Genomic DNA, 23,438 nt, shown 5'->3' on the forward strand with positions numbered 1-23,438 from the left:
TTTGCAGTTATGGTATGATAACCATTAGAACCGATAAATGAGGTGTCAATAATGGATAAATGGATGTTATTAGATGGCAATAGTATTGCGTACCGGGCATTTTTTGCAATGCCTCCGCTTACGAATTCGGCTGGTTTACATACGAATGCAATATATGGCTTTACGACGATGCTGCTTAAGCTGCTTGAAGATGAAAAACCGACGCATGTGCTCGTTGCATTTGATGCAGGCAAGGCAACCTTTCGCCATGAGGGTTATGCGGAATATAAAGGCGGACGGGAAAAAACGCCGCCGGAGCTGTCGGAACAGTTCCCGGTGCTCAAGGAGCTGCTGCAGGCTTTTCAAATTGCGCAGTTTGAGCTGAACGGATTTGAAGCTGACGATATTATTGGCACGCTCACCCGGCTTGCGGACGAGCAGAAGGTCGAGACGCTTGTCGTCACGGGCGACAAGGATATGCTCCAGCTCGTATCGGAGCATGTGACCGTAGCGCTAACGCGTAAAGGAGTAAGCGAGCAGGAGCGATATTCGCCTGATGCTATTAAGGAGAAATATGGACTGACGCCTAATCAAATCATTGATTTGAAAGGGCTGATGGGCGATGTGTCCGATAATATTCCGGGCATTCCGGGCGTTGGCGAGAAAACAGCGCTGAAGATGCTGCATGAATTCGGCACGGTTGAAGAAGTGCTGGCGAACACAGCCAGCCTGAAAGGCAAGATGAAGGAAAAGGTCGAGCAGCATAAAGAGGATGCGGTAATGAGCAAGAAGCTCGCGACGATTCACCGCGAGGTGCCGCTTGCCCCTGAGCAGGAGCCGGAGGCGATTCGCTACAGCGGCTTTAATGGGCCGGTGCTTGCGGATATGCTGCGCCGGCTGGAGTTTCGATCCGTTCAGGAACGGCTCGGACTGAACGGCGAAGGAAGTGGTTCAGCAGGCGAAGCTGCCGAGCTGAACCTGATCGCGATCGAGTCGGCTGAGGATGCGCCGAAGCTCGATGAGCTGATGAAGGCGCTTGAAGCGGATGAGAGCGGCTTCGGTCTGTATGTGGAGGCGATTGGTGAAAATCCGCATCAGGCTGAGCTGGTCGGATTGGCGCTGGCAAACGCCGAAGCGGCATATGCGCTGCCTTTCGCTGCGATGAAGGAAGCGTTCACAGAGCCGCTGCGAAGCTGGCTCGCTGATCCAGGCAAGAAGAAGATTGGCTTTGATACGCATAAAGTCGAGCTGGCTTTGAAGTGGGCTGGCCTATCTTTGAGCGGCGTGAGCTTTGATGTCCAGCTAGCCGCTTATGTCATTGATCCGACGGAATCGAGTCTACTGCTCTCCGGCATTGTACATCGTTACGACCAGCCAGCTGTTCCTAATGATGAGACAGTGTACGGCAAAGGAGCGAAGCTTAAAGTTCCAGCTGCGGCTGTGCTGTATCAGCATTTGGCAACGAAGGCCGATGCGGTGCGCAGAGTAGCGCCTTTGCAGCGTGACGAGCTGAAGGAAACAGACATGCTCAGCTTGTATGAAGAGCTGGAGCTGCCGCTCTCCGTTATTTTGGCGAGAATGGAGCACCAGGGCATTAGCGTCGAGAAGGCGGAGCTGGAAACATTGGGCAGCGAGTTGGAGCGCCAGCTTGCGACGCTGGTAACGGAAATTTACAAGCAGGCGGGTATGGAATTTAATTTGAATTCGCCGAAGCAATTGGGCGAGGTGCTGTTCGAGAAGCTGGGCCTGCCCGCAAGGAAAAAGACCAAGACGGGCTACTCGACAGATGCCGAGGTACTCGAAGAGCTGGCGCCATACAGTGAAATTGTGCCGCTGATTTTGCATTATCGGACGCTTGCGAAGCTGCAATCCACCTATGTGGAAGGGCTGCTCAAGGAAATTCGCGAGCAGACAGGCAAAATTCATACGTATTTCCGCCAGACCATTGCGGCAACGGGCCGTCTGAGCAGTCAGTTTCCGAATTTGCAAAACATTCCGATCCGCTTGGAAGAGGGCCGCAAAATTCGCAAAGCATTCGTCCCGTCCGAACCGGGCTGGACCATTCTCGCAGCGGATTATTCGCAAATTGAGCTGCGCGTGCTCGCCCATATTTCCGGCGATGAGAATATGAAGGAAGCGTTCATTCAGGACATGGACATTCATACGAAAACGGCAATGGATGTATTTGGGGTAACCGAGGATCAGGTGGATTCAAACATGCGCCGTTCGGCAAAGGCGGTCAATTTCGGCATTGTGTACGGCATCAGCGACTTTGGCCTTTCCAACAACCTGAACATTACGCGAAATGAAGCCGGACGGTTTATTGAGCAATATCTCGGCGTCTTTAAAGGCGTGAAGTCGTTCATGGATCGAATTAAAGTCGAAGCGGCGAAGCAAGGCTACGTGACGACCTTGCTGGATCGCAGACGGTATTTGCCGGATATTAACCATTCGAACTTCAATAAACGTTCATTCGCTGAGCGAACAGCAATGAATTCCCCGATTCAAGGCACAGCGGCGGATATTATTAAGCTGGCGATGGTGCATATGAATCAGAAGCTGCAAGAGCTGAAGCTCAAAAGCCGCATGCTGCTCCAAGTACACGATGAATTGGTATTTGAGGTGCCGGAGGATGAGCTGGAACAGATGAAAAAGCTCCTTCCCGAGGTGATGGAAGCCGCAATTAAGCTCGATGTTCCGCTTAAGGCGGACGTTAGTTTTGGAGCGAACTGGTATGAAGCGAAATAACCCGCTGGGAGCGGAAATCAGGTATAATAGACGTTGAGGTGAAAGGATATGCCGGAACTTCCAGAGGTAGAAACGGTTAGACGAACATTAATTGAGCTTGTTGCAGGAAAAAAGATTAAATCGGTTACGGTGCGGCTGCCCCGCATCATTCAGCGTCCGGCTGTGCCGGAGCAATTCGAGGATGCGCTTGTCGGAATGACGATCGAGACGGTCGAGCGGCGCGGAAAGTTTCTGCGCATCGTGATGGACGGGCTTGTGCTCGTGTCGCATTTGCGCATGGAAGGCCGCTATGGAGTATTCCAAAGCGATGCACCAATCGAGCTTCATACGCATGTCCTGTTCCATTTTGAGGATGGAACGGATTTAAGATATAAAGATGTCAGGCAGTTTGGCACGATGCATTTGTTCACGCCGGGAACGGAGTTCGAGCTGCCGCCGCTGAATAAGCTGGGCCTTGAGCCGCTGGAGCCTGCGTTTACGCGCGATGTGCTGCAAACCAAGCTGGCACGGCGCTCTACGAAAATCAAGCCGCTGCTGCTCAATCAGGAATATGTGGTCGGACTCGGAAATATTTATGTAGATGAGGCGCTGTTTCAAGCGGGCATTCATCCCGAGCGCACCGCCAGCTCGCTTGCTTCCGGAGAGTGGGATAAGCTGCATGCAGCTATTTGCTCTACGCTTGGCAAAGCAGTGGAAGCGGGCGGCTCATCCATTAAATCTTACGTGAACGGGCAAGGCGAGATGGGCATGTTTCAGCATCAATTGCTCGTTTACGGCCGGAAGGACGAGCCCTGCCATACTTGCGGAGAAGCTATTGAGAAGTTTGTCGTTGGCGGCAGAGGCACGCATATTTGCCCTAGCTGCCAGAAGGCGCCGGAGCAAGCGGGCGGGCAAAGCGCAGGCTAATCGCGAAAACTAAAGCCAGGCTATCGATGATGAAGCCATTCACCCCAGGCATACAGCTGCATATGCTGTTTATTGTGATGAACAATAGGCAGATGCCCTGTAGGGTGAAATCGGGGCACCTGCATGTGCAGGGAGTGACGAGGGTTGGCTTTGCATCTGGTTTCGTTGATCGTGCTCGCTTTTGCTGTGAGCGTGGACGGCTTCGGCGTTGGCATGACGTATGGTTTGCGCCGCATTCGCATTCCGTTGCTGTCTGTGTTAATTATCGCCTGCTGCTCAGGCTTGATCATTTTATTGTCGATGCAGCTAGGCAGTGTTATCGCAAAATATTTGTCGCCAGACACGGCGAGCTTGATTGGCGCCATCGTGCTGATGGGTATTGGCTGCTGGGCGCTGCTCCAGCTGCGGCGTAATCGCCATGAAAGCAAGAAGGTGGATGCGGAGAATGCATCCGCAGCTTCTCGTAATAGCACCCTGTTGCCAGAGGAGCGCTCAGGTCTGACTGGTGTAGAGACGAACGCTGCGACCGCTGAGAAGGCAGCAGAAGCAGCCTCCACAGCTTCGGGGCTCTCCGCAGCAGCGGCGGAGGCAAGCCATCCGGTGCTTGTTGTGATTGTTGAGCTGAGGCGCATTGGGCTTGTCATTCAGATTTTACGGACACCGCAGGCGGCGGACGTCGATAAGTCGGGCACAATATCCGCCTCTGAGGCGATTATGCTCGGCGTAGCGCTGTCGCTTGATGCCTTCGGTGCGGGAATTGGGGCCGCGATGATTGGTTTGCCCGCCTTGCTGACGGCGATTGTTATCGCTGCGGCTAGCGCATTATTTTTGCTAGGGGGCATCAGCTTCGGCTTCCGCTTCTCGCATTGGAAGGGCATGCAGGCGCTTGCGGTACTGCCAGGCATTCTGCTTATTATGATTGGAATATCAAAGCTGCTGTAAAGATGAGGTGGAAGGGCATGAGGATCGGATTAACCGGCGGCATTGCTACTGGAAAAAGCACCGTTGCCCACCTATTAGTGGAGCTCGGAGCGCTGCTGGTGGATGCCGATCAGGTAGCAAGAGAAGTCGTTTTGCCAGGGGAGCCCGCTCTAGCGGCGGTCGCCTCTGCGTTCGGACAAGCTGTGTTACATAAGGACGGTACACTTGATCGGGCAGCGCTCGGCCAAATCGTATTTAATAACAAAGCGAAGCTAGGGAAGCTTGAAGGGATTTTGCATCCGGCGATTAGGGCTACGATGCAGCAGCGAATGGCTGATTATGAAAGTCAGCATCAGGATGCGCTGGTCGTTGCGGATATTCCGCTGCTGTATGAGACGGAGCAAGAGCATTTGTATGAAGGCGTACTCGTTGTGTACGTGCCGGAGCACATCCAACTGGAGCGCCTGATGGCGCGAAACAACGTAGATGAGCAGGAAGCAAGGCGGCGCATGGGGCTGCAAATGGGTTTGGAAGAGAAGAAGCGCAGAGCGACTTGGGTCATCGACAACAGCGGAACACTCGCGCAGACGAGGCAGCAGGTTCTAGAGTTTTGGCAGAGCAAGGTTCTTACATGCTGAGGGCCAAGAGAAGAAAGGTCGCTCGGAGAAGGCTGTTTTTGTTATTATTTATTATCATAGTTGTCATTATTGTCGCCCAACCGGCATGGCTGCTCAAAAAGCTCTATCCCATTGATTATAAGGCTGACATTCGGGCAAGTGCCATTAGCTACCAGGTAGATCCGCATTTGGTGGCGGCGATTATAAGGGCAGAGACGAATTTTCAGACGGGAAAGGTTTCGAAGAAGGGTGCGCTCGGACTGATGCAAATTATGCCGACCACCGCCGAATGGATCGTCGAGAAGGCGGGCTTCGAGCAGGTTACTGAGGAGACGCTGCGCAATCGCGCTGATGTGAGCATCGAGCTGGGGGTATGGTATCTGGCCTCGCTGCACAAACAATTTGATGAAAATAATATCGTTGTCATTGCTGCTTATAATGCAGGTCCAGGTAAAGTCCGGCAATGGCTCGATTCGGGGGAATGGGACGGCACGTTCGAAGATGCTGGTAAAATTCCATATAAAGAAACACGCGATTATGTACAAAAGGTCGTGAAGTATTATAATAAGTACAAAGACTTGTACCCGGAACTTGAGCCGTAAACAGGAAGAAGCTTTGGCTGCCCGTCACTTCAGGACTTAAGCAGCCAAAGCTGTCTGTTATTACAAGAGCTATTTATTAATGGGAGCCCCCTGCAAGGGATTGCTCAGCGATTTGTACCAGGCGGCGGGTAATGTACCCTCCGATGGAACCAGCGTCCTTTGTAGCCATGTTACCGTAGTAACCGTCTTGTGGAATCGCGATTCCAAGCTCTTGAGCAACCTCGAATTTCATTTGGTCGAGTGCTGCTGTCGCTTGTGGTACAACCAGTTGGTTGCTGCTGCGGTTTGCGCTCATGTGTGTTCACCTCCTCGCGGTTGGTAAAAGTATTATGTGCGAAAATCCGAACTTCATTACAGGAATTGTTTGGTAATTTTTAGGAATGGCTTAGAAGGGAGGAAAAGAGAATGAAATGTCCATATTGCGACTACTCCGGAACGAAGGTGCTGGACTCGCGTCCCGCTAACGAGAACAAGTCCATCCGTCGCCGCCGGGAATGTGAGAAATGCAAAAGCCGCTTCACGACGTTTGAGATGATTGAGGAAACGCCGCTGGTCGTCATCAAAAAGGATGGCAGCCGCGAAGAGTTCAGCCGTGATAAAATTTTGCGTGGTTTAATCCGCGCTTGCGAGAAGCGCCCAGTTCCCGCTGAAAGGCTGGAGGTAGTCGTTTCGGAGGTGGAGAAGGAGCTGCGCACTACTGCACATGCTGAAGTGGAAAGCCGTGTCATTGGCGAGCTGGTGATGGGTCAGCTTTATCCGGTCGATGAAGTAGCTTATGTTCGTTTTGCATCTGTATATCGGCAGTTCAAGGACATTGATATGTTCATGAAGGAGCTCAGCAGCCTGCTGTCAAAGGACAGCTCACCGAATGGAATGAAGGATTAAATCTGAGGCGGCTTAGCTTCCAAATCAGTGGCATGAATAAATTAGATGAAACAGCGCCGATCAAGGCGTTGTTTTTTTGCGTTAGAATGAGTTTAACAATAGCAAAATCGGATTGAATATAATATCATTTTTATGTATAATTATTCATTGTTGAAAGGGAGGCTTTTTATTAAGCAGCTCGGATTACACTGATGAATGATTTTTTTCTGCTGGAGCCGTACCGGGATACGGAAGTGGAAGCCGAGCTATTTTTGAAATGCAGATCGTACACACAGGAGCATGGCTTTGCTCATATGTTCTGGATAACAACGTCCCCGCAAAATAAGCGGGCTCAACATTTTTTTGATAAAATGGATGCGGTTCAAGGCAGCTGGATGAACTATACAATTGTCTAGAAAGCCTGATATACCACAATAGTATCCTTCAAGTAACTACACCACTTTCAAGTGCGTACTTCCTCAAATGGCGGAAAGGGGCTAGACTAAAACCTGTAGCAAGAGTAACCTTTTCCAACATTTGATGAAGGAGTGTGCGTATACATGGAATTGCAATTGGCGCTTGATTTGGTGAACATTGAGGAAGCAAAGGTTTTGGTTAAAGAGGTTGAGTCATTTATCGATATCGTTGAAATCGGAACACCTATCGTTATTAACGAGGGACTGCATGCGGTTAAAGCGATTAAAGAAGCTTTCCCTCATCTGAAAGTACTGGCCGATCTTAAAATTATGGACGCAGGCGGCTACGAAGTGATGAAAGCTTCCGAAGCGGGTGCGGATATCATTACCGTTCTTGGTGTTTCCGACGACTCCACGATTAGAGGAGCGGTTGAGGAAGCACGCAAGCAGGGCAACAAAATTATGGTCGATATGATCAATGTGAAAGACATTGAAACTCGTGCAGCGGAAATTGATGCGCTTGGGGTAGATTATATTTGTGTCCATTCCGGCTATGATCACCAGGCTGAAGGCAAAAACTCCTTCGAAGAGCTGGCAGCGATCAAGCGTGTTGTAAAACAAGCCAAAACCGCAATCGCAGGCGGCATCAAAATCGATACGCTGCAAGAGGTTATTTCGGCTAATCCTGATCTTGTTATCGTAGGCGGCGGTATTACGGGTGCTGAAAATAAATCCGCAACTGCATCGCAAATGCAGCAGTGGATCAAACAGGCCTAAAGCTGATGCGTATTAGTCAGCTTGCAGGAGAAATCGTTCAAGAGCTGGAGCGGCTGACGCAGCTCATTCCGGATGAGGCCGCAGGCGAGCTGGCAGATGCGATTATGCGCGCGCCGCGTGTTTTCGTATCAGGCGCTGGGCGCTCGGGCCTGATGGGTAAAGCTTTTGCCATGCGGCTTGTCCACATGGGCTTTGATGCTTATGTCGCTGGCGAGACGGTGACGCGTGCACTGGGCAAAGACGACGTACTTGTGCTGGGTTCGGGCTCTGGCGGGACGAGCAGCCTCATTGCGATGGCACAAAAGGCGGAGAAGCTCGGCGGCAAGCTGGCCGTCATTACGACGAATCCAGAGTCGGAGCTTGGACGGGCGGCGCATATCGTCGTACCGCTGCAGGCTGCGGCGAAGGAAGAGCAGGATGGTGCGAAGCAGACCGTGCAGCCGATGGCTTCCCTTTTTGAGCAGGGCCTCCTAATTTTCTATGATGCAGTTATTCTTAGCTTGATGGAGAAGAAGGGCCTCAGCGGCAACACCATGTACAGCAATCACGCGAATCTGGAGTAGCAGGTGGCGGGCAGCATAGCTGGAAGCTGTTTCATCATGTATACTGGGAAGGAGGGGGAATGGTTATGGCTCAGGAATTAAAGGAACGTATTAATTTACGTGAAATCAACTGCGAGAAGGAGCTTACGCTGGCCGTCATTGGGGGCAAGTGGAAGCTGATTATATTATGGCATCTTGGTCTTGAAGGAACGAAACGTTTCAGTGAGCTGAAGAAAATGATTCCCCATATCACCCAGAAAATGCTGACGAATCAGCTCCGCGAGCTGGAGGAAGATTTGCTGGTTGAACGCAAAGTGTATGCAGAGGTTCCGCCGCGAGTGGAATATACATTAACGGCTTACGGCGAAAGCCTGATGCCGGTGCTGCGCATGATGTATGATTGGGGCAAAAACTACGGCGAGGAAGTCGTGTGGAAATAGCAGCTTTAGAGTCAAAATAGGCTGGGATTAGGAGCAGATGATGCTTCTGACCCCGGCCTTTTTATGTTTAAAATCTTCAGTCGGTGAAAAAATATTTGAGTTTCGCTCAGGCTTATTTTATAATAGTTGATATATCAATTGATGCATCAACTATTTGCGAGGGAGAGGATTGGAATCGATAAGCAGTGTCCTGACAAAGACCAGCTATTATACGGGCTACATATATTGGCTAAGGAGATGGGACAAGTTTTTTCTTCTTCTGTGAAAACGAGCTGCACGAAGCTGGAAATCTTGTGTCATATCCATAGGCGCACGGAGATGAATCAGCTGGAGCTGCAGACTTTGCTCCGTGTTGATGCTGCAGCTGTAACCAGACATCTCAGAGATTTAAAGGAACATCAACTGATCTTTAGCCGCAAATATGAGAACGACAAACGAAATACGCTTGTTGCTTTGACTCCTCTAGGAGAGTCCGAATTAATAGAGCTGACGCGGAGAAAAGAACTATTTCTGGATAAGATGACGAGGAATTTTTCAGATGAGGAAGTAAAGGAAATGACTTCGTTTATAGAACGCATCTCGAGCAATCTCAAATAACATAAATAAACGTTTTGCTAAATCAGAAGGAGGCTTATTTAAACATGGCTATTCAGGATGTAGCATTATCCATATTAGACTATACACTTGTTATTGAAGGAGGAACTGCTGCCCGTTCCTTCCGCGAAGCTGTTGATCTTGCTGTGCAAGCGGAGCAATGGGGTTATCGACGCTACTGGGTTACCGAGCATCACAATATGCAGGGGATTGCCAGCTCGGCTACTTCACTTATTATCGGCCATATAGCCTCGCATACGAACAAAATTCGAGTAGGTTCAGGCGGCATCATGCTGCCTAATCATGCACCGCTTGCGGTTGCGGAGCAGTTCGGAACTTTGGAATCGCTCTTTCCGGGGCGGATTGATCTGGGGCTTGGTCGAGCTTCGGGATCGGACCAGCCTGCGGTTAGGGCACTCCGAAGAGGACTGCACAGTGATGGAAGTCAATTTCCAGAGCTATTGCATGAACTTCGATCCTATTTTAATCCCGCGCTGAACGGAGCAGTGCCAGGTGTGAAAGCATATCCGGGAGTGGATTTGGATATCCCGATCTGGCTGCTGGGATCAAGCGGATTCAGCGCAGAGCTGGCGGGAAAGCTGGGGTTGCCTTTTGTGTTCGCCAGCCATTTTGCCCCAGACTATTTACTGCCGGCTCTTGAGCTGTATCATCGCAGCTTCCGTCCGTCGAAGGAACTTGACAATCCGTATGTAATAGTCAGTGTGAATGTGGTTGTTGCCGATACCGATGAGGAAGCAAAAAGGCTCTTCACGTCACAAGAGCAGCAGATGCTTAATTTGATACGCGGGCGTGACAGCAAATTAATGCCGCCTGTAGACGATATGAACGAGCTTTGGACGGAGCAGGAGAAGGTGACGGTTCGTGATAAAATGATGCGGTATTCCGCAATCGGCAGCCCTGATACGGTCAAGACAAAGCTTGATTCAATTGTCAAGCAAACGAGGGCTAATGAGCTGATGACGACCTCTCAGTTGTATGATCATCAGTCGCGCCTCCGGTCGTTTGAACTGCTTGCCCAAGTTATGCAACCAGATGCGAAATAACTCGGGTCAGTCCTTATAATCACTAGGAAAGATCACAATTTATAATTATAACTGTGCCTACAAATTCACAGTATAGAAGAGGCCAGCTTACTATTATTCAGACCTCTAGAGGAACTTCATCCGATCTCTATGCAATCAGTACCCCGCTCTCTTCTTGAGATGCGGGGTATTAGTTGTATATGCTCGGTGTTCATTGAACAATTTTAATCGTTTCACGAGTTATCCTAAATCACGCTCGGAGCCTCAACTTGATGAACCCGATATTCTACCATTTGCGGATAGCGTTTTCCCGTATCGATGACCGTCCATTCATGGCGTGTTTTCGAAATCATTCGGGTACCATTCGTTAGAACGCCTTGCCAATTTAAATAAGCTGTTACGCTGGAATGGGCTTCGTCAATCGGTGTTATGGTTAAACTTTCAACGATATGGCTGCTTTGCTTAATTTGTTCGGCAAACTGCTGGATATACTGCTTCCAGGCAGAAAAAGTGGTCATAGCTTCTTTGCTTGCGGTGCCGTGTAGCTGTACGTTATCCGCCAAAAGCTCCTCAAAACCGTCCGCTTGGAAGGTTTCAAACAAAGAGAGCCACCGATAAAATAATGCACTCACACGATTTTCTCGGTAAACATTTATAAATGTGGGCTCCTCTATGACAGACATCGGTGTAATAACAATTTCACTGAATTTGGCGGTCGTAGTGTTTTCAAAAATAAGGGCGGCATCGTAATGCAGATGATAGCTGGCTAACGTTCCATCCGATTTTTGATTCTGATAAATAATATCCAGCTTCGCTTGGGCGGTGCTGTTTCCAGTAGCTTCAATAAAGAAATTTTCTATGCGATGTGAATTTCCTTCATCCATGGGGAGAGCGTTAAGTCGGAGCAAAGCCTCTTGCCATCCCGCTATCGTTTTGTTGCGTCCCTTGTTTACTAAGCTAATATCTTCGGTTAAAATTTCTTTTAAATCCTCTGCTTTTTGATGATTGTTTTCATAAAACGCATACCAGCGATGAGCAATAGCGCGAGCAGCATGTGCTTTTGCGGTTTCCTGAAATGGTTGCTGCAATGTTTTTTTCTCCTTTATTTATTAATTCTTAATAACGGCTTCCGAAGGTGCTGCCAGCAGGGGCAATTTCATTCAATCGGGATAGCTCTTCCGGTGTTAAGTGGATGGATAAAGCCTCTGCATTTTGTTGCAAATACTTCACTCTCTTTGTACCCGGAATCGGAACGATATCGTTTCCTTGTGCAGTTACCCATGCCAGCGCGATTTGGGCTGGTGTCACTTCTTTTTGCTGGGCGAGCAGTTGTATTCCATGGACGATATTGCTATTTTGTTCGAAGGCCTCTTCCGAAAAGCGGGGATTATACATGCGCCAGTCATCCTGCGCCAGCTGGCTTCGACTTGAGAGAGTGCCTGTCAAAAATCCTCTTCCAAGTGGACTATAGGGTACAAAACCGACCCCTAATTCTCTGCAAGCATGCAATAGACCAAGCTCAGGATCTCTGGACCATAAGGAATATTCGGTTTGAACGGCTGAAATGGGAAAGACAGCATGAGCATCGGCCAATTGTTGAGGAGTCACTTCTGAAAGGCCCAAATAGCGGACTTTTCCTTCTTTCACGAGCTCAGCCATGGCTCCAACCGTCTCTGTAATTGGCACATCAGGATCGGCCCTATGCAAGTAATACAGATCGATATAGTCTGTGCCCAAACGCTGCAAGCTAGCTTCACAGGCTTGCTTCACATATTGCGGCTTCCCATTGTATCCGAGATTCTGTGTTTTATTGCGTAGTAATCCAAATTTTGTTGCGATCTGCACGGAATGACGGTGCGGTCTTAATCCTTTACCAACCAGCTTTTCATTTACCCCTATGCCGTCCTCGTCATAACCGTAAATATCCGCCGTATCAAAAAACGTAATGCCTAACTCCAGAGCATGATTCAACGTGATTAAAGACTCAGACTCATCCGTTTCCCCATAAAATTCGGACATGCCCATACATCCTAATCCTAAACGGGATACTTGCAGTCCTTGATTACCCAATGCCAACTTTTCCATGGTGTTCAAGCCTCCTTTTTATTTTGCATTTCATGAAAATAACAATATCACGCACATTGCTAAAAAGTAAACTAAAAAGTCTAAAAAAGTTTAAAAAGTATAAAGTGTTCATTTTTTTGAACGATTGAGTTATAATTTTAGGTATGAAGAATTAGGAGGCTTTACCCGATGATTACGAAATCCCAGGCATTGGAGAAGAGAAATAAAACTATCCAAAAGCTTATTATAAAGATTATACCCGTGATTCAAAAAAACGGATTTTCTACGCTGAAAATGGATGATGCGGCTAAATATATGGATATCAGCAAGGCGACCATGTACAAGTATTTTGCTTCCAAGGATGAGATCATTGAAGCGGTTGTAGGTCGATACGTGGAATATATTTCGGAAATGGTTCAGGCTTGGCCCCTGACCGATAATAGGTCCTATGTCAAATCCTTTGATAAAGTGTTTCAGCAGTCTTTGCTGATGGCGGTGTACTTGTCCGATATTTTCTTGCAGGAGTTAGGCAGCATCTATCCAGACTTGTATGAGACGCTTTCAAGTGAGGTTGAGGTACGCAATGAGCAGGTGAGGGAGTTTTTTGACAGGGGGATGAAAAATGATGTGTTTCAGCGTTTGAATCCGGTGATCCTCCTCATTCAAATGGACACGATGCTCAGGAAAATGATTGATCCCAAGCTGCTGATGCTCCATCACTTGTCGCTGAAGCAAGCATTGTCCGATTATTACGAAGTCATGAGACACCAAATCATGAAATTGGAATTCATTAACTTAGAAAATAGTTCGGAGATGGATTTATTTTTGAATCAGATGGTTCAAAAATTGTCGAGGCAATAGGGAAGAGGGGCTCTGTGTGCGTGGACTGAGCCCCTGACCTAATCGCTGCAGGCTAATTAATGAAAGTGACCGGCATCCTTTTAATTCACGCTCTACTTATGCAACAATGCTTTCTTGGGTCCAAATATCATAAAGCTGATCGCGGCCAAAGCCCAGACGCCTATACCGCCATAGAGCATCACCAAGCCAAAGCCGTGCACAAGCGCTGCATGGACAACGGCTCCAGATGCATCCAGAGAGGATAGTTCTGGAAAATCCTGCTTGAGAGATGAAGTGTTTCCGACTGCTATTTTTTCGGCCAAAGATTGCAATTGTAATGCATCGAGAGTCCCAGAAAGGGTACTCTTTAAATAAGAAAGGATGCCTTGCTGCAAGATGAAGCCCATTACGGCGATGTTGATGGCTAGACTGATTAATCTGGCACTCGTATCTATGCCGGAAGCCATGCCTGCACGAGTACTCGGAACCGATCCGGTGGTGGTGTTGGTCACAGGCGTGTTGGTTAAGCCAAGCCCAATACCAGCCAACAGAGAACCGGGGAGCATGGTCAACCAGCTGGCATGATTGCCACCGATGCCAAATTTCATCAAAATGAAGCCTATGCCGATGATGAACAGACCCGATGGGATGACTATGCGCGGCTGATAGCGGAGCGAAAGGCGCTCTGCCAGAGGTGGGATTACCAAGGTGGGCAGCGTATAAGCCAAGAGAGATAGCCCAGCTGCCACGATGCCGTAACCAAGGCCGCTCTGGAAATAGATTGGCAGATAGATCATGAACGGCCAGAAGCTGAAATTCATGCCGACGGAGCCAAATAAAGCTCCGGAAAATTTACGTATCCTGAATACGGAAAAGTCGAACATCGGATGGGTGTTGAGCTTTTCCGCAAACAGAAAAATAATGAAACATGCTGCAGTTGCAACAAGGGTACTGATGGCGGCTATGCTGGTAAAGCCGAGTTCCGGCCCTTGCGTGATAAAGTATGCCAACCCAAAAACCGTCAACGAAAGCGTGACGATGCCGATAATGTCCAGCTTTTTCGCCTGCGGATCGCTGGACTCCTCCACGCTACCTAAGACAAAGATCAAAGTGAGGATTGTCAGCGGGACGTGGACTAGGAAAACCCAATGCCAGTTCGAAACGGCCACGATCATGCCGCCTATGATGGGTCCAAAACCGAGGCCGATACCGAACACTATCCCCCATGCGCCAAAGGCTTTACTGCGTTCTTTTCCTTCTTGAAACTGTTGCGAAAGAATGGCTATCTGGCAAATCAACATCGCGCCAGCACCCACACCTTGAAGAAACCGGCTGACGATCAGAATGGACGTGCTTTGTGCCAATCCACAAATCAAAGATGTAATGCCGAACAAGACGAGGCTGATAATAAAAATACGCTTCCTTCCATATCGGTCAGCCAGAGTTCCAACAGCCATCAGAACTGTCGTACTAGCAATGGTGTAGGCGTTCATAATCCATTGCATATCCTTGAGATTGCCATGCAATATCTTTTCCAGGGTTGGGAGTATCACTGGCACACTGGAAATTTCGAGGCCGAACATTAGCGCGGACAAACAGATAGCGGCCAATGCGATTATATTTTTGCTGGAGTGGGAGAGGCTCATTGAGAGTTCCCTCCAGACTTAGATTTGGTAATTGGTCCGCACCATAGCGGCCAGCGAGCCGTGCTATTGCGTCGTCTGCGGTTTGCATATCCGGCAGCGCGACTATAACATTGCGTTCCATTAAGCGTAACTCGGACAACAGCATCAACCATCCTTCCTTCGTCAATAGTAAAATTAATGACCTCATCAATTCGTGCCTGAAAGTTTTCTGTACCTACCTTATTTAATTTGTATTTGCTCAATGGTAGCCATCCTCTCTAACTTTTCATATATGGATCATATTAATGGTGTGAAATTATTATATAAATTAAATCATTCATTTTACATATTAAAATTAATCAATTATGATGATCGTGCAAATTAATTTAATGAATTTTATCTGAATCACCTTAAATTTAAAGGAGGGTATTCAAAATGGATCATGTAGACAAACAAATTCTCTTCTATCTTCAGAATCAGGCAAGGATTTCAATGACAGAGTTGGGGAAAAGCGTGAGGTTATCTCAACCTGCTGTAACGGAACGAGTTAGAAAAATGGAAGAAAATGGAGTTATCGAGGAATATCGTACTGTCATTTCTCCTGAAAAAATTGGGAAACAGGCGACAGCCTATATGTTATTTCGTACTAGAGACTGCCTGGCATTTCTTGATTTTGTCCATGCATCTCCACATGTTGCCGAGTGCCACCGCATAAGCGGAGAACACAGTTATTTATTAAAAGTAGTGACCGAATCCACACGCACTCTCGAAGAGTTTGGCAATAAGTGCGATAAGTATGGAACCTACACGATCCTGATTGTGATGTCTTCACCGATCGATCATAGACTTCTCATTCCTTCTCTCGAAGCTGCACGGGTAGTTGACTAATGCCAAGCAGAAGGGATGCCGATACGAAAGCATTTGGTTATTTCAGATTGGATAACTAATTTCTGACGCAAATCGATTAGAAAAAAGAATGTGTTCCGATAAAAAGAAAAACTCGCATTGACTCCTTCAGTTGCTGGAATTGTGCCAAACTACCAGTAAGTCTGGGTCCAAAGTAATTAACACCGTGCGCTGGAGAATTGACAATAGATCAGAAATACCCAACATCTATTAAATAAAAAAGCAGACTTTACGGTTGCGATGTTTTATTATCGTGGAATTGAGGGGGATGCATGAATCTTGATTTGGAGGCCGACGGAACGTATCCGGATAGAGCTTTCAGAGGTGGATTCAGACGCCGTGCTCCTCCGCATTCGCTCCGTGCGCGCGGACTGAACCCCTGGGTTCGCCCCCTGGCTCTCCATATAAAAGAAACGCCACCACATGAAAAATGTGATGGCGCTTCTTTTATATGGAGCCTATTGGGAATTGCCTCGTTTACCTCGCCAATCCATCATGGGATGTCCGAATCTTTGATTAAAGGGCTGACGAAGCGTATTCGGTGAGGACTTTTAGAGGTAGATTCAGACGCCGTGCTCCTCCGCATTCGCTCCGTGCGCGCGGACTGAACCCCGGGGTTCGCCCCCTGGCTCTCCATATAAAAGAAGCGCCACCACATGAAAAATGTGATGGCGCTTCTTTTATATGGAGCCTAGGGGGATCGAACCCCTGACCTCATCGCTGCCAGCGATGCGCTCTCCCAGCTGAGCTAAGGCCCCGAGTGACACTTTTATTATTATACATAGAACAGTCACTCCGCGCAAGATGGTTGGAAATAATAATATAACAAAAAGGCCCAGCTCTACAAAAGTGAATCCCTTCTTTTACTTGGCCTTCAGCAATAAGCAATACCATCAGCGGACTTTAATCGCAGGAAAGTAAGGCATTGTCACAAAAAACGCTCTCTTATCGTTATACAGACAAATAACCAAATGAACTTAAGGGAGTGGTTGTAATGGAAACATTGACCTGTATTGTAATTGGAGCGGGATATGCTGGTATTCATGCGATGAAGGAATTACGCAAAAATTTAATTAACGGTAAAAGAAGCCAGTCTATCCGATTTGTATTAATTGACAAAAATAGCTATCACTTGCGCAAGGTCATCCTATTTAAGCCAGCAGTAACAGATGAAAATATTTGCATACCTCTTGCCGAAATGTTCCCAGAAGGTGTGGAGCATATTGAGGCAACCGTCACAGAGATTAAAAAAGCAGAAAAAAAGCTGCTGCTGCGCAATGGGAATGGGGAAGAGCAGACGATATATTACGATGTGCTGGTAGTGGCTATTGGCAGCATCATTCGGCAGCTTGACGAGGAAAAAGGCGGATTGCCGCTTGCTACTCTGGAACATGCGAAGAACATTCGGACAGCATGGCGAGCTAATTTACAGAAGGCTGCTATCGAAGCCAATCCGGCCGAGCGAGAGCGCCTAATGACGATTGCTGTAGCGGGAGCTGGCATAAGCGGCATTGAAACAGCGGCCGAATTAGCCCATTATGTTAGGGCAGATGCAAAGCAGCTGGGATTGGAGCCGAATCAAGTACACATTCGCTTGTTTAATGCGCATGAAAGATTATTTTTGGATGGGCCAGGCAAAGTGGCCTCGAAATTAGAGCAGCTGCTAACGGATAACGGAGTAACAGTCGTTCATGGAAGCCGAGTGCTGTTGGAAGCAGCCGGGCGCCTACATTTGTCCAGTGGTGAAGAGCTGCCCGCTGGCTTGCTCATTTGGACATTAGGACTTATGCCAAACCCGGCTTTAAGACAGCTGGGCTTGCCGACAACAGAAGACGGGTTTGTAAAAATAGATGCAAGCTATCGGGTTAAGGCTGCCAGCGGTATATACAGTATTGGGGATTGCGCAAAAGTGATCGATCCGGAGACGGGCCGTTCAGACGGCCTGACCTGCAAGGAGGCCATTCCGCAAGCGGCTAGACTTGGCAAGGTAATAGCAGCTGATCTTGAAGGGAAGACTGCTCCTAGGCATACAGGCTATATGGATAGCTTCAGCATCGGACTAGGACCAGAAAGGGGATTAACATGGGTACACAAATGGGGAATGGATATGATGATTACTGGGAAAATGGCGTACCGAATTAAACAATTTACTTGGAATATAGCTAGCTCCATTAAGTAATAAAAAGGCTATTATCTTATTCGGGACATATGTCCTTTCCAATATGCAGCGTTCTGCCGTTTAATTAAGGAAACAAAGAGGACGGGGAGAGCGATCATGAAAGGGATTTTGTTTGCGATATTAGGAGGGGCATGTATTACGCTGCAGGGTATAGCAAATACCAGAATTAGCGGAAGCATCGGAACGTGGCAAGCCGCTACACTTACCCAATTTACAGGCTTTATCGTGGCTTTTATTATTTTAATGTGCGTAGGTGCTGGAAAATGGCGTGAATTACGACAGGTAAAGCCTTTATATTTGGCAGGAGGCTCTTTTGCAGCTATTATTATTTTCAGTAATGTAACGGCCATTCAACAGATTGGCGTAACGCTGATGGTATCGATGCTGCTGATCGCCCAGCTCGGCATGACCTTTATAATTGAGACGAATGGCTTTTTTGGCTTGAAGAAGCAAAAAATAAATGGGGCGCAATTGATCGGCATTGGCATGATGATAAGCGGTGTGTTTTTATTAAAAGGCTGATGCCGAAAGCGAGCTACGCTATGAAAGAAGTGGGAAAATGATTGAAATCAAAGACCGCGAGCTGCTCGGTCATTATTTGCAGCTGCACCAGCTGGAGTCTGTATTTAATGAGCCGCTGCGTTCTTATTTGACCTTGTACAGCTTTGAACAGGAGGAGCTCATATGCGGCCAAGGGGAAACGCCTCAGCATATGTATGTGCTGGTGAAGGGGAAAATTAAAGTATACACGAACTCGCCGGAGGGAAAGACGCTCCTTATTTCCTTTAAGACGCCGCTTGAGGTCATTGGCGATGTGGAATATATTCGCGGCACTGAATTTCTAAATACAGTGGAGGCCGTTTCTCCCGTTATTATGATAGGGGTTCAGCATCGCTGGCTAGATAAGCATGGAAGGAATTATGCGCCGCTGCTGCGATTTTTATTGGAGAAAATTACGCGGAAGTTTTATTTTAAATCCAATTCCATGAGCTTGAATGTCATGCAGCCAGTGGATGTACGTCTGGCAAGCTATTTGCTGTCGATTTCCTACGACGAATCCGATGAACAATTTAAAGGGGAGCTCAGCACGGACAATTTGAAGGATGTCGCTAATTTGATTGGCACAAGCTATCGGCACCTGAACCGAGTCATTCGGCAATTTTGTGAGGAAGGCCTTGTCGAGCGTACGAAGCAATGGATTGTCATTAAAAATAAGGATGCCTTAAGCAAACGGGCCAATCATCATAATTATACATTAACGGATCAGAAGGGAGAGCAGGGCCAATGATGACAGGCATATTGTTTTCGCTTATGGCGGGCGCGCTCGTCAGCATACAAGCGATTTTTAACAGCAAGGTAAACGAACGGGCTGGAACGTGGGCAACCACGACGCTCGTATTGGGACTCGGGTTTCTGGCCTCTTTGACCATTGGTTTTATTTCGGAAGGGAGACAGCTGTTTGCATGGCAGGATATGCAGACTTGGTTTTGGTTTAGCGGTTTAATCGGGGTTGGGGTTGTCATGAGCCTGATGCAGGCAATGAAGCGGCTTAGCCCGACAATAACGATTGCCATTGTTATGACTTCTGAGGTTTTATTTGCTCTATTATGGGATTCACTTGGCTGGATGGGGCTTGCCCAGGTACCGTTTACAATCAACAAGCTGCTTGGCGTGCTGGTCATTATCGGTGGTATTTTTGTATTGAAATTTGGCGGCAGGCGTGAGCGGCAGGAAGTGTCCGAGGCGGCTTAGTCTCCAACGGTATTTTTGAGAGAGCAGTTCTCTGCAAAGAGGAATGCTCTTTTTTTGTTTGAAAATGTGAACTTGTAAAACAACAATAATATATTAATTAGAATTAAATTTTTATTGTAAAACGATAAATATTGTGTTAAAGTCGAATTAAATTTAATCCTAAGTGAGGGGCTTTTTATGGAACGAGGAACAACACTCTTTTTAAAGGCAGCGGTTATTGTTATGGGCATCCCAGTTCTTGCTTTGTGTATATTTTTGGTGCCGGAAGTTGCGAATTTTATAGTAGAGTCATATCCAGATCATGCTTATTTGAAATATCTCGTTTTCATCGATTTATATGCAGCAGCGATCCCTTTTTACTTTGCCCTGTATCAGGCTTTAAAACTTTTAAGCTATATCGACCACAATAAAGCTTTCTCGGAATTATCTGTACGTGTTTTAAAGAACATAAAATTTTGTGCAATCATAATCAGCAGCCTGTATGTGGTAGGAATGCCGCTCTTCTATCTGATAGCGCAGAAAGTCGATGCCCCAGGCATCATGGTAATCGGATTGATCATGATTTTTGCCTCGTTGGTGATTGCTGTGTTTGCTGCAGTTCTCCAGAGGCTTTTACAAGAGGCTATTGATTTAAAATCAGAAAATGATTTGACAGTCTGAGGTGAATGAGATGGCGATAATCATTAATATTGATGTAATGTTGGCTAAGAGGAAAATGAGCGTAACAGAGCTTTCGGAGAGGGTTGGAATAACGATGGCTAACCTTTCTATATTGAAGAATGGAAAGGCAAAAGCGATAAGATTATCCACTTTAGAGGGGATTTGTAAGGCTTTAGAATGTCAGCCTGGAGATATTTTAGAATATAAAAGCGACTGAAGCTAAAAGTTTAGAGGGAAATTGAACCATAAGGGAACAAGAAAGCAGCCGGTCGAAATGATCGGCTGCTTTGCGTTGAAACAACAGTTTGTGTCCAACATTGCCCGAGGGCAACAAAAAAATAATTGAACACAAAACAACACTATGATATACTCTATAGCGTTATTGACAAATTCAATTAATGTATGTATTCATTTTTATTCCTACTTTAATTGTACATCTGAAAATTTGATTTGTCAATGCTCTTTTTATTCCCGAAAAAAGGAAAAAGGAGTGTGTTCACCAATGATGGATACGAAGGATTGGCAGCAGGAACAGGAGCGGATAGAACAGGTCAGGAATAAGCTGCAGGCGAGAATTGATGAATTGGAGCCAGAGGTTGCCGGGCTGCACGATCAGGCTGTGGACATCCGAAAGCGATTTTGGGAGGAGGTTACGATCAATACAAGCACGTATGAAGATTTCGAAGAGACCTTCTACACGATTAATCAGCAGTCGGCGCTATTGGCCGAACGGGAGCGAGGATACAAGCTGTTGACGAAGCAATGGAACAGCATGAACCGTCTGCTTCCGTCTCCTTATTTTGGACGCATCGACTTTCAAGAGGACGGCCTGAGCCTCAGCGAGCAAATCTATATCGGCGTAACTTCCTTCGTCGACAATGACGGATTAACCTTCCTGGTTTATGACTGGCGTACGCCAATCGCAAGCTTATACTACGACCACTCCCCCGGACGAGCATCTTATGTCACGCCAATCGGACGAGTCGAAGGGACGATGGAGCTTAAACGGCAGTTTCAGATTCAAAATGGGCAAATTCAGAGCATGTTTGACACAAGCGAAACGATTGGAGACGAATTGCTGCAGCAAGTGCTCGGTAAAGCTGCTGACTCGCAAATGAAGAGTATCGTGGCAACCATCCAGAAGGAGCAAAACACCATTATCCGCAATGACAAAAGCCGGATGCTTATCGTACAGGGGGCGGCCGGCAGCGGTAAGACTTCCGCGGCATTGCAGCGAGTGGCGTACTTGCTGTACAAACACCGCCAGACGATCAGGGCTGATCAAATCGTGCTTTTCTCACCAAATCCGATGTTTACCAGTTATATCTCCACCGTCCTTCCGGAGCTAGGTGAAGAGAATATGCAGCAGACGACTTTTCAAGAATATCTCGACTATTGGCTAGGTTCCTCGTTACGGCCGGAGGATGCCTTTGATCAGATCGAATTTGTACTGACCTCGCAAGGAGCGCCGGGGTATAAGGCTCGTCTTCAGGGGATCGAATATAAAACTTCCGAGGCTTTCCTGAAAGCCCTGAATAACTATGGAAAGTGGTTGGGACGGGAAGGCATGCAATTCAACGATATTCGGATGCGGGACCGCAATTTGATTACCGCGGAGCAGATGAGCGTGAAATTTTATGGGTATGACCGTTCCCTGCCGTTGCCCAATCGTATCATTCTCTTGCAGGATTGGCTGCTAAACGAACTGGCTTCGTTGGAACGCATGGAATGGCAAGCTGATTGGGTACAGGAAGAGTTGAATTATCTGGACAACGAGGATTATGCGGAAGTTTACAGAATGCTGCATAAAGAGGAGGAAGTATTAGATATTACGGGACAATTCGCGGCAGTTCCCGAGAAAATAAATAACAAGCTCCAGGAAGATGAAGGAGAATTTGACTTCGCGCATAGGGAGGAAGAGCTGCTTCGCCGAAGGATCGTGAAAGAAAGCTTTAAGCCGCTAAGAAAAAGTGTGAAAAAATTCTCGTTTGTAGATGTCAAAGGCATATACGCCCAATTGTTTGTTGATGAAGCGGCTTATCGGGAGCAAACCAATGGGACGGATATACCCCCGCTATGGTCTGAAATATGCAGCCAAACCAAGGAAAGGCTGCTTCGAAGCGAGTTGTTTCATGAGGATTCGACTCCATATTTGTATGTAAAAGAACTGATCGAAGGCGTCCGGACGAACACAGAAATCCGCTATGTCTTCGTTGATGAAGGTCAGGATTATTCGATGTTTCAATATGAATATTTAAAAAAGCTGTTTCCCCGTGCCCGGATGACGGTGCTAGGCGATTACGGGCAAGCGATCTTCATGCAGGCTACAAGCTTGGCTGCATCCGACTCGCCGCTGGTCCGCCTTTTCGGCGAAGCCGAAACAAGCCTTGTCTGTCTTGTACGCAGTTATCGTTCAACGAGGGAGATTGTTGAATTCACGAAATTGATGCTTCCGGGCGGAGAAGAGATTGCTCCTTTTGAAAGGGGAGGTCAAAAGCCTCTCCTGACGACACTCGGCAGCAGGGAGAAGCGTGCTGCGCAAATTGTGGCGGACATTGCGGCGCTCAAGGCGGAAGGCTTCGATTCCATTGCCGTCATTACGAAGACCGCAGCCGAATGCCGGTTGGCCCATGAAGCGTTGCGGATTCAAGGAGGCGAGGCTCTGCAGCTCATTACAAAGGAGACGTTGGGCTTTGAAAAAACGGTGATGGTCATTCCTGTGTATCTCGCCAAGGGTGTCGAGTTCGATGCAGTCTTGGTCTACGATGCTTCGCCTGAAGCTTACGGCCGGGACAACGAACGCAAGCTTCTTTATACGGCTTGTACGCGGGCCATGCACCGGCTTCATCTTTACACGACGGGCGATTGGTCGCCGTTCGTTCAAGCATTGCCTGCGAATTTGTACGAGAAAGCTTGAAACGCTTGTCACATTTTTTACTCCATATAAGGGTTAGGAGAGATAG

Annotated in this window: 25 protein-coding genes and 1 tRNA gene; 21 read left to right on the forward strand and 5 right to left on the reverse strand. The window is 47.6% G+C overall.

Annotated elements, in window-relative coordinates; all coding sequences use genetic code 11:
* The first annotated feature begins 51 nt into the window (after positions 1-51).
* The 5 genes from polA (at position 52) to AC50YG_RS13010 (ending at position 5,773) form a co-directional block, all read left to right on the forward strand.
* Positions 52-2,727 carry a DNA polymerase I gene (polA, locus tag AC50YG_RS12990; RefSeq protein WP_494827261.1) on the forward strand — a complete coding sequence of 892 codons (2,676 nt, stop codon included), beginning with the start codon at positions 52-54 and terminating at the stop codon, positions 2,725-2,727.
* A gap of 48 nt (positions 2,728-2,775) precedes the next feature.
* Positions 2,776-3,633: a DNA-formamidopyrimidine glycosylase gene (mutM, locus tag AC50YG_RS12995; RefSeq protein ID WP_494827263.1), complete on the forward strand. Its 858-nt coding sequence runs from the start codon at positions 2,776-2,778 to the stop codon at positions 3,631-3,633.
* Between the two features lie 144 nt (positions 3,634-3,777).
* Positions 3,778-4,575: an MntP/YtaF family protein gene (locus AC50YG_RS13000; RefSeq protein ID WP_494827264.1), complete on the forward strand. Its 798-nt coding sequence runs from the start codon at positions 3,778-3,780 to the stop codon at positions 4,573-4,575.
* A gap of 17 nt (positions 4,576-4,592) precedes the next feature.
* A complete protein-coding gene (gene coaE / locus AC50YG_RS13005) occupies positions 4,593-5,192 on the forward strand; it encodes a dephospho-CoA kinase (RefSeq protein WP_494827265.1) in 600 nt (199 codons plus the stop codon).
* Positions 5,193-5,230: 38 nt separating this feature from the next.
* Positions 5,231-5,773, forward strand: a complete 543-nt coding sequence (locus tag AC50YG_RS13010) for a lytic transglycosylase domain-containing protein (protein ID WP_473755269.1) — start codon at positions 5,231-5,233, stop codon at positions 5,771-5,773.
* A 76-nt stretch (positions 5,774-5,849) separates the two neighbouring features.
* Here AC50YG_RS13010 and AC50YG_RS13015 read toward each other — a convergent pair whose 3' ends face one another.
* The gene (locus AC50YG_RS13015; RefSeq protein WP_046230244.1) at positions 5,850-6,068 is read right to left on the reverse strand and encodes an alpha/beta-type small acid-soluble spore protein; all 219 of its coding nucleotides are present in this window, start codon (positions 6,066-6,068) and stop codon (positions 5,850-5,852) included.
* Between the two features lie 110 nt (positions 6,069-6,178).
* Between AC50YG_RS13015 and nrdR the strand changes: the two genes are divergently transcribed.
* From nrdR to AC50YG_RS13050, 7 genes are all read left to right on the forward strand, one after another.
* Positions 6,179-6,658 (forward strand): transcriptional regulator NrdR, encoded by a 480-nt coding sequence (gene nrdR, locus AC50YG_RS13020; protein WP_046230243.1) that lies wholly within the window; start codon positions 6,179-6,181, stop codon positions 6,656-6,658.
* Positions 6,659-6,849: 191 nt separating this feature from the next.
* Entirely contained in the window at positions 6,850-7,053 is a 204-nt protein-coding gene (locus AC50YG_RS13025; RefSeq protein WP_494827267.1) for a hypothetical protein, read from the forward strand.
* A gap of 144 nt (positions 7,054-7,197) precedes the next feature.
* Positions 7,198-7,830, forward strand: a complete 633-nt coding sequence (gene hxlA, locus AC50YG_RS13030; protein WP_473755264.1) for a 3-hexulose-6-phosphate synthase — start codon at positions 7,198-7,200, stop codon at positions 7,828-7,830.
* Between the two features lie 5 nt (positions 7,831-7,835).
* On the forward strand, positions 7,836-8,393 hold the full coding sequence (gene hxlB, locus AC50YG_RS13035) for a 6-phospho-3-hexuloisomerase (protein WP_494827269.1): 558 nt from the start codon (positions 7,836-7,838) through the stop codon (positions 8,391-8,393).
* Between the two features lie 65 nt (positions 8,394-8,458).
* Positions 8,459-8,812, forward strand: a complete 354-nt coding sequence (locus AC50YG_RS13040) for a winged helix-turn-helix transcriptional regulator (protein ID WP_046230239.1) — start codon at positions 8,459-8,461, stop codon at positions 8,810-8,812.
* A gap of 237 nt (positions 8,813-9,049) precedes the next feature.
* On the forward strand, positions 9,050-9,409 hold the full coding sequence (locus tag AC50YG_RS13045; protein ID WP_494827773.1) for a MarR family winged helix-turn-helix transcriptional regulator: 360 nt from the start codon (positions 9,050-9,052) through the stop codon (positions 9,407-9,409).
* A gap of 44 nt (positions 9,410-9,453) precedes the next feature.
* Positions 9,454-10,470, forward strand: coding sequence for an LLM class flavin-dependent oxidoreductase (locus AC50YG_RS13050; protein WP_494827270.1), 1,017 nt, complete (start codon positions 9,454-9,456; stop codon positions 10,468-10,470).
* Positions 10,471-10,694: 224 nt separating this feature from the next.
* Here AC50YG_RS13050 and AC50YG_RS13055 read toward each other — a convergent pair whose 3' ends face one another.
* Together AC50YG_RS13055 and AC50YG_RS13060 are read right to left on the reverse strand one after the other, a co-directional pair.
* Positions 10,695-11,537, reverse strand: a complete 843-nt coding sequence (locus AC50YG_RS13055; protein WP_494827271.1) for a nuclear transport factor 2 family protein — start codon at positions 11,535-11,537, stop codon at positions 10,695-10,697.
* Between the two features lie 28 nt (positions 11,538-11,565).
* Positions 11,566-12,534: an aldo/keto reductase gene (locus AC50YG_RS13060; protein WP_494827273.1), complete on the reverse strand. Its 969-nt coding sequence runs from the start codon at positions 12,532-12,534 to the stop codon at positions 11,566-11,568.
* Between the two features lie 168 nt (positions 12,535-12,702).
* On the opposite strand from AC50YG_RS13060, the gene AC50YG_RS13065 reads away from it, so the two are divergent.
* Positions 12,703-13,374, forward strand: coding sequence for a TetR/AcrR family transcriptional regulator (locus AC50YG_RS13065; RefSeq protein WP_494827274.1), 672 nt, complete (start codon positions 12,703-12,705; stop codon positions 13,372-13,374).
* A gap of 92 nt (positions 13,375-13,466) precedes the next feature.
* On the opposite strand, the gene AC50YG_RS13070 is transcribed toward AC50YG_RS13065, so the two are convergent.
* Entirely contained in the window at positions 13,467-14,999 is a 1,533-nt protein-coding gene (locus AC50YG_RS13070) for an MFS transporter (protein ID WP_494827276.1), read from the reverse strand.
* A gap of 414 nt (positions 15,000-15,413) precedes the next feature.
* On the opposite strand from AC50YG_RS13070, the gene AC50YG_RS13075 reads away from it, so the two are divergent.
* The gene (locus AC50YG_RS13075) at positions 15,414-15,866 is read left to right on the forward strand and encodes an Lrp/AsnC family transcriptional regulator (protein ID WP_494827277.1); all 453 of its coding nucleotides are present in this window, start codon (positions 15,414-15,416) and stop codon (positions 15,864-15,866) included.
* A 703-nt stretch (positions 15,867-16,569) separates the two neighbouring features.
* Here AC50YG_RS13075 and AC50YG_RS13080 read toward each other — a convergent pair.
* Positions 16,570-16,642, reverse strand: a tRNA-Ala gene (locus AC50YG_RS13080).
* A gap of 236 nt (positions 16,643-16,878) precedes the next feature.
* Here AC50YG_RS13080 and AC50YG_RS13085 point away from each other — a divergent pair.
* The 7 genes from AC50YG_RS13085 (at position 16,879) to helD (ending at position 23,392) form a co-directional block, all read left to right on the forward strand.
* Positions 16,879-18,063, forward strand: a complete 1,185-nt coding sequence (locus AC50YG_RS13085) for an NAD(P)/FAD-dependent oxidoreductase (RefSeq protein ID WP_494827278.1) — start codon at positions 16,879-16,881, stop codon at positions 18,061-18,063.
* Positions 18,064-18,159: 96 nt separating this feature from the next.
* Entirely contained in the window at positions 18,160-18,585 is a 426-nt protein-coding gene (locus tag AC50YG_RS13090; RefSeq protein WP_494827280.1) for a DMT family transporter, read from the forward strand.
* A gap of 37 nt (positions 18,586-18,622) precedes the next feature.
* Complete coding sequence (locus AC50YG_RS13095; protein ID WP_494827282.1) at positions 18,623-19,351, forward strand: Crp/Fnr family transcriptional regulator; 729 nt, start codon at positions 18,623-18,625, stop codon at positions 19,349-19,351.
* Positions 19,348-19,815 carry a DMT family transporter gene (locus AC50YG_RS13100; RefSeq protein WP_341278691.1) on the forward strand — a complete coding sequence of 156 codons (468 nt, stop codon included), beginning with the start codon at positions 19,348-19,350 and terminating at the stop codon, positions 19,813-19,815. Before AC50YG_RS13095 ends, AC50YG_RS13100 begins: the two co-directional genes overlap by 4 nt.
* A gap of 177 nt (positions 19,816-19,992) precedes the next feature.
* Positions 19,993-20,475, forward strand: coding sequence for a DUF2975 domain-containing protein (locus AC50YG_RS13105; protein WP_494827283.1), 483 nt, complete (start codon positions 19,993-19,995; stop codon positions 20,473-20,475).
* 10 nt (positions 20,476-20,485) lie between these two features.
* Positions 20,486-20,692: a helix-turn-helix domain-containing protein gene (locus AC50YG_RS13110; protein WP_430157845.1), complete on the forward strand. Its 207-nt coding sequence runs from the start codon at positions 20,486-20,488 to the stop codon at positions 20,690-20,692.
* Positions 20,693-20,980: 288 nt separating this feature from the next.
* Positions 20,981-23,392 carry an RNA polymerase recycling motor HelD gene (gene helD / locus AC50YG_RS13115; protein ID WP_494827774.1) on the forward strand — a complete coding sequence of 804 codons (2,412 nt, stop codon included), beginning with the start codon at positions 20,981-20,983 and terminating at the stop codon, positions 23,390-23,392.
* Positions 23,393-23,438: the final 46 nt, after the last annotated feature.

Source organism: Paenibacillus sp. J31R34 (assembly GCF_059383715.1).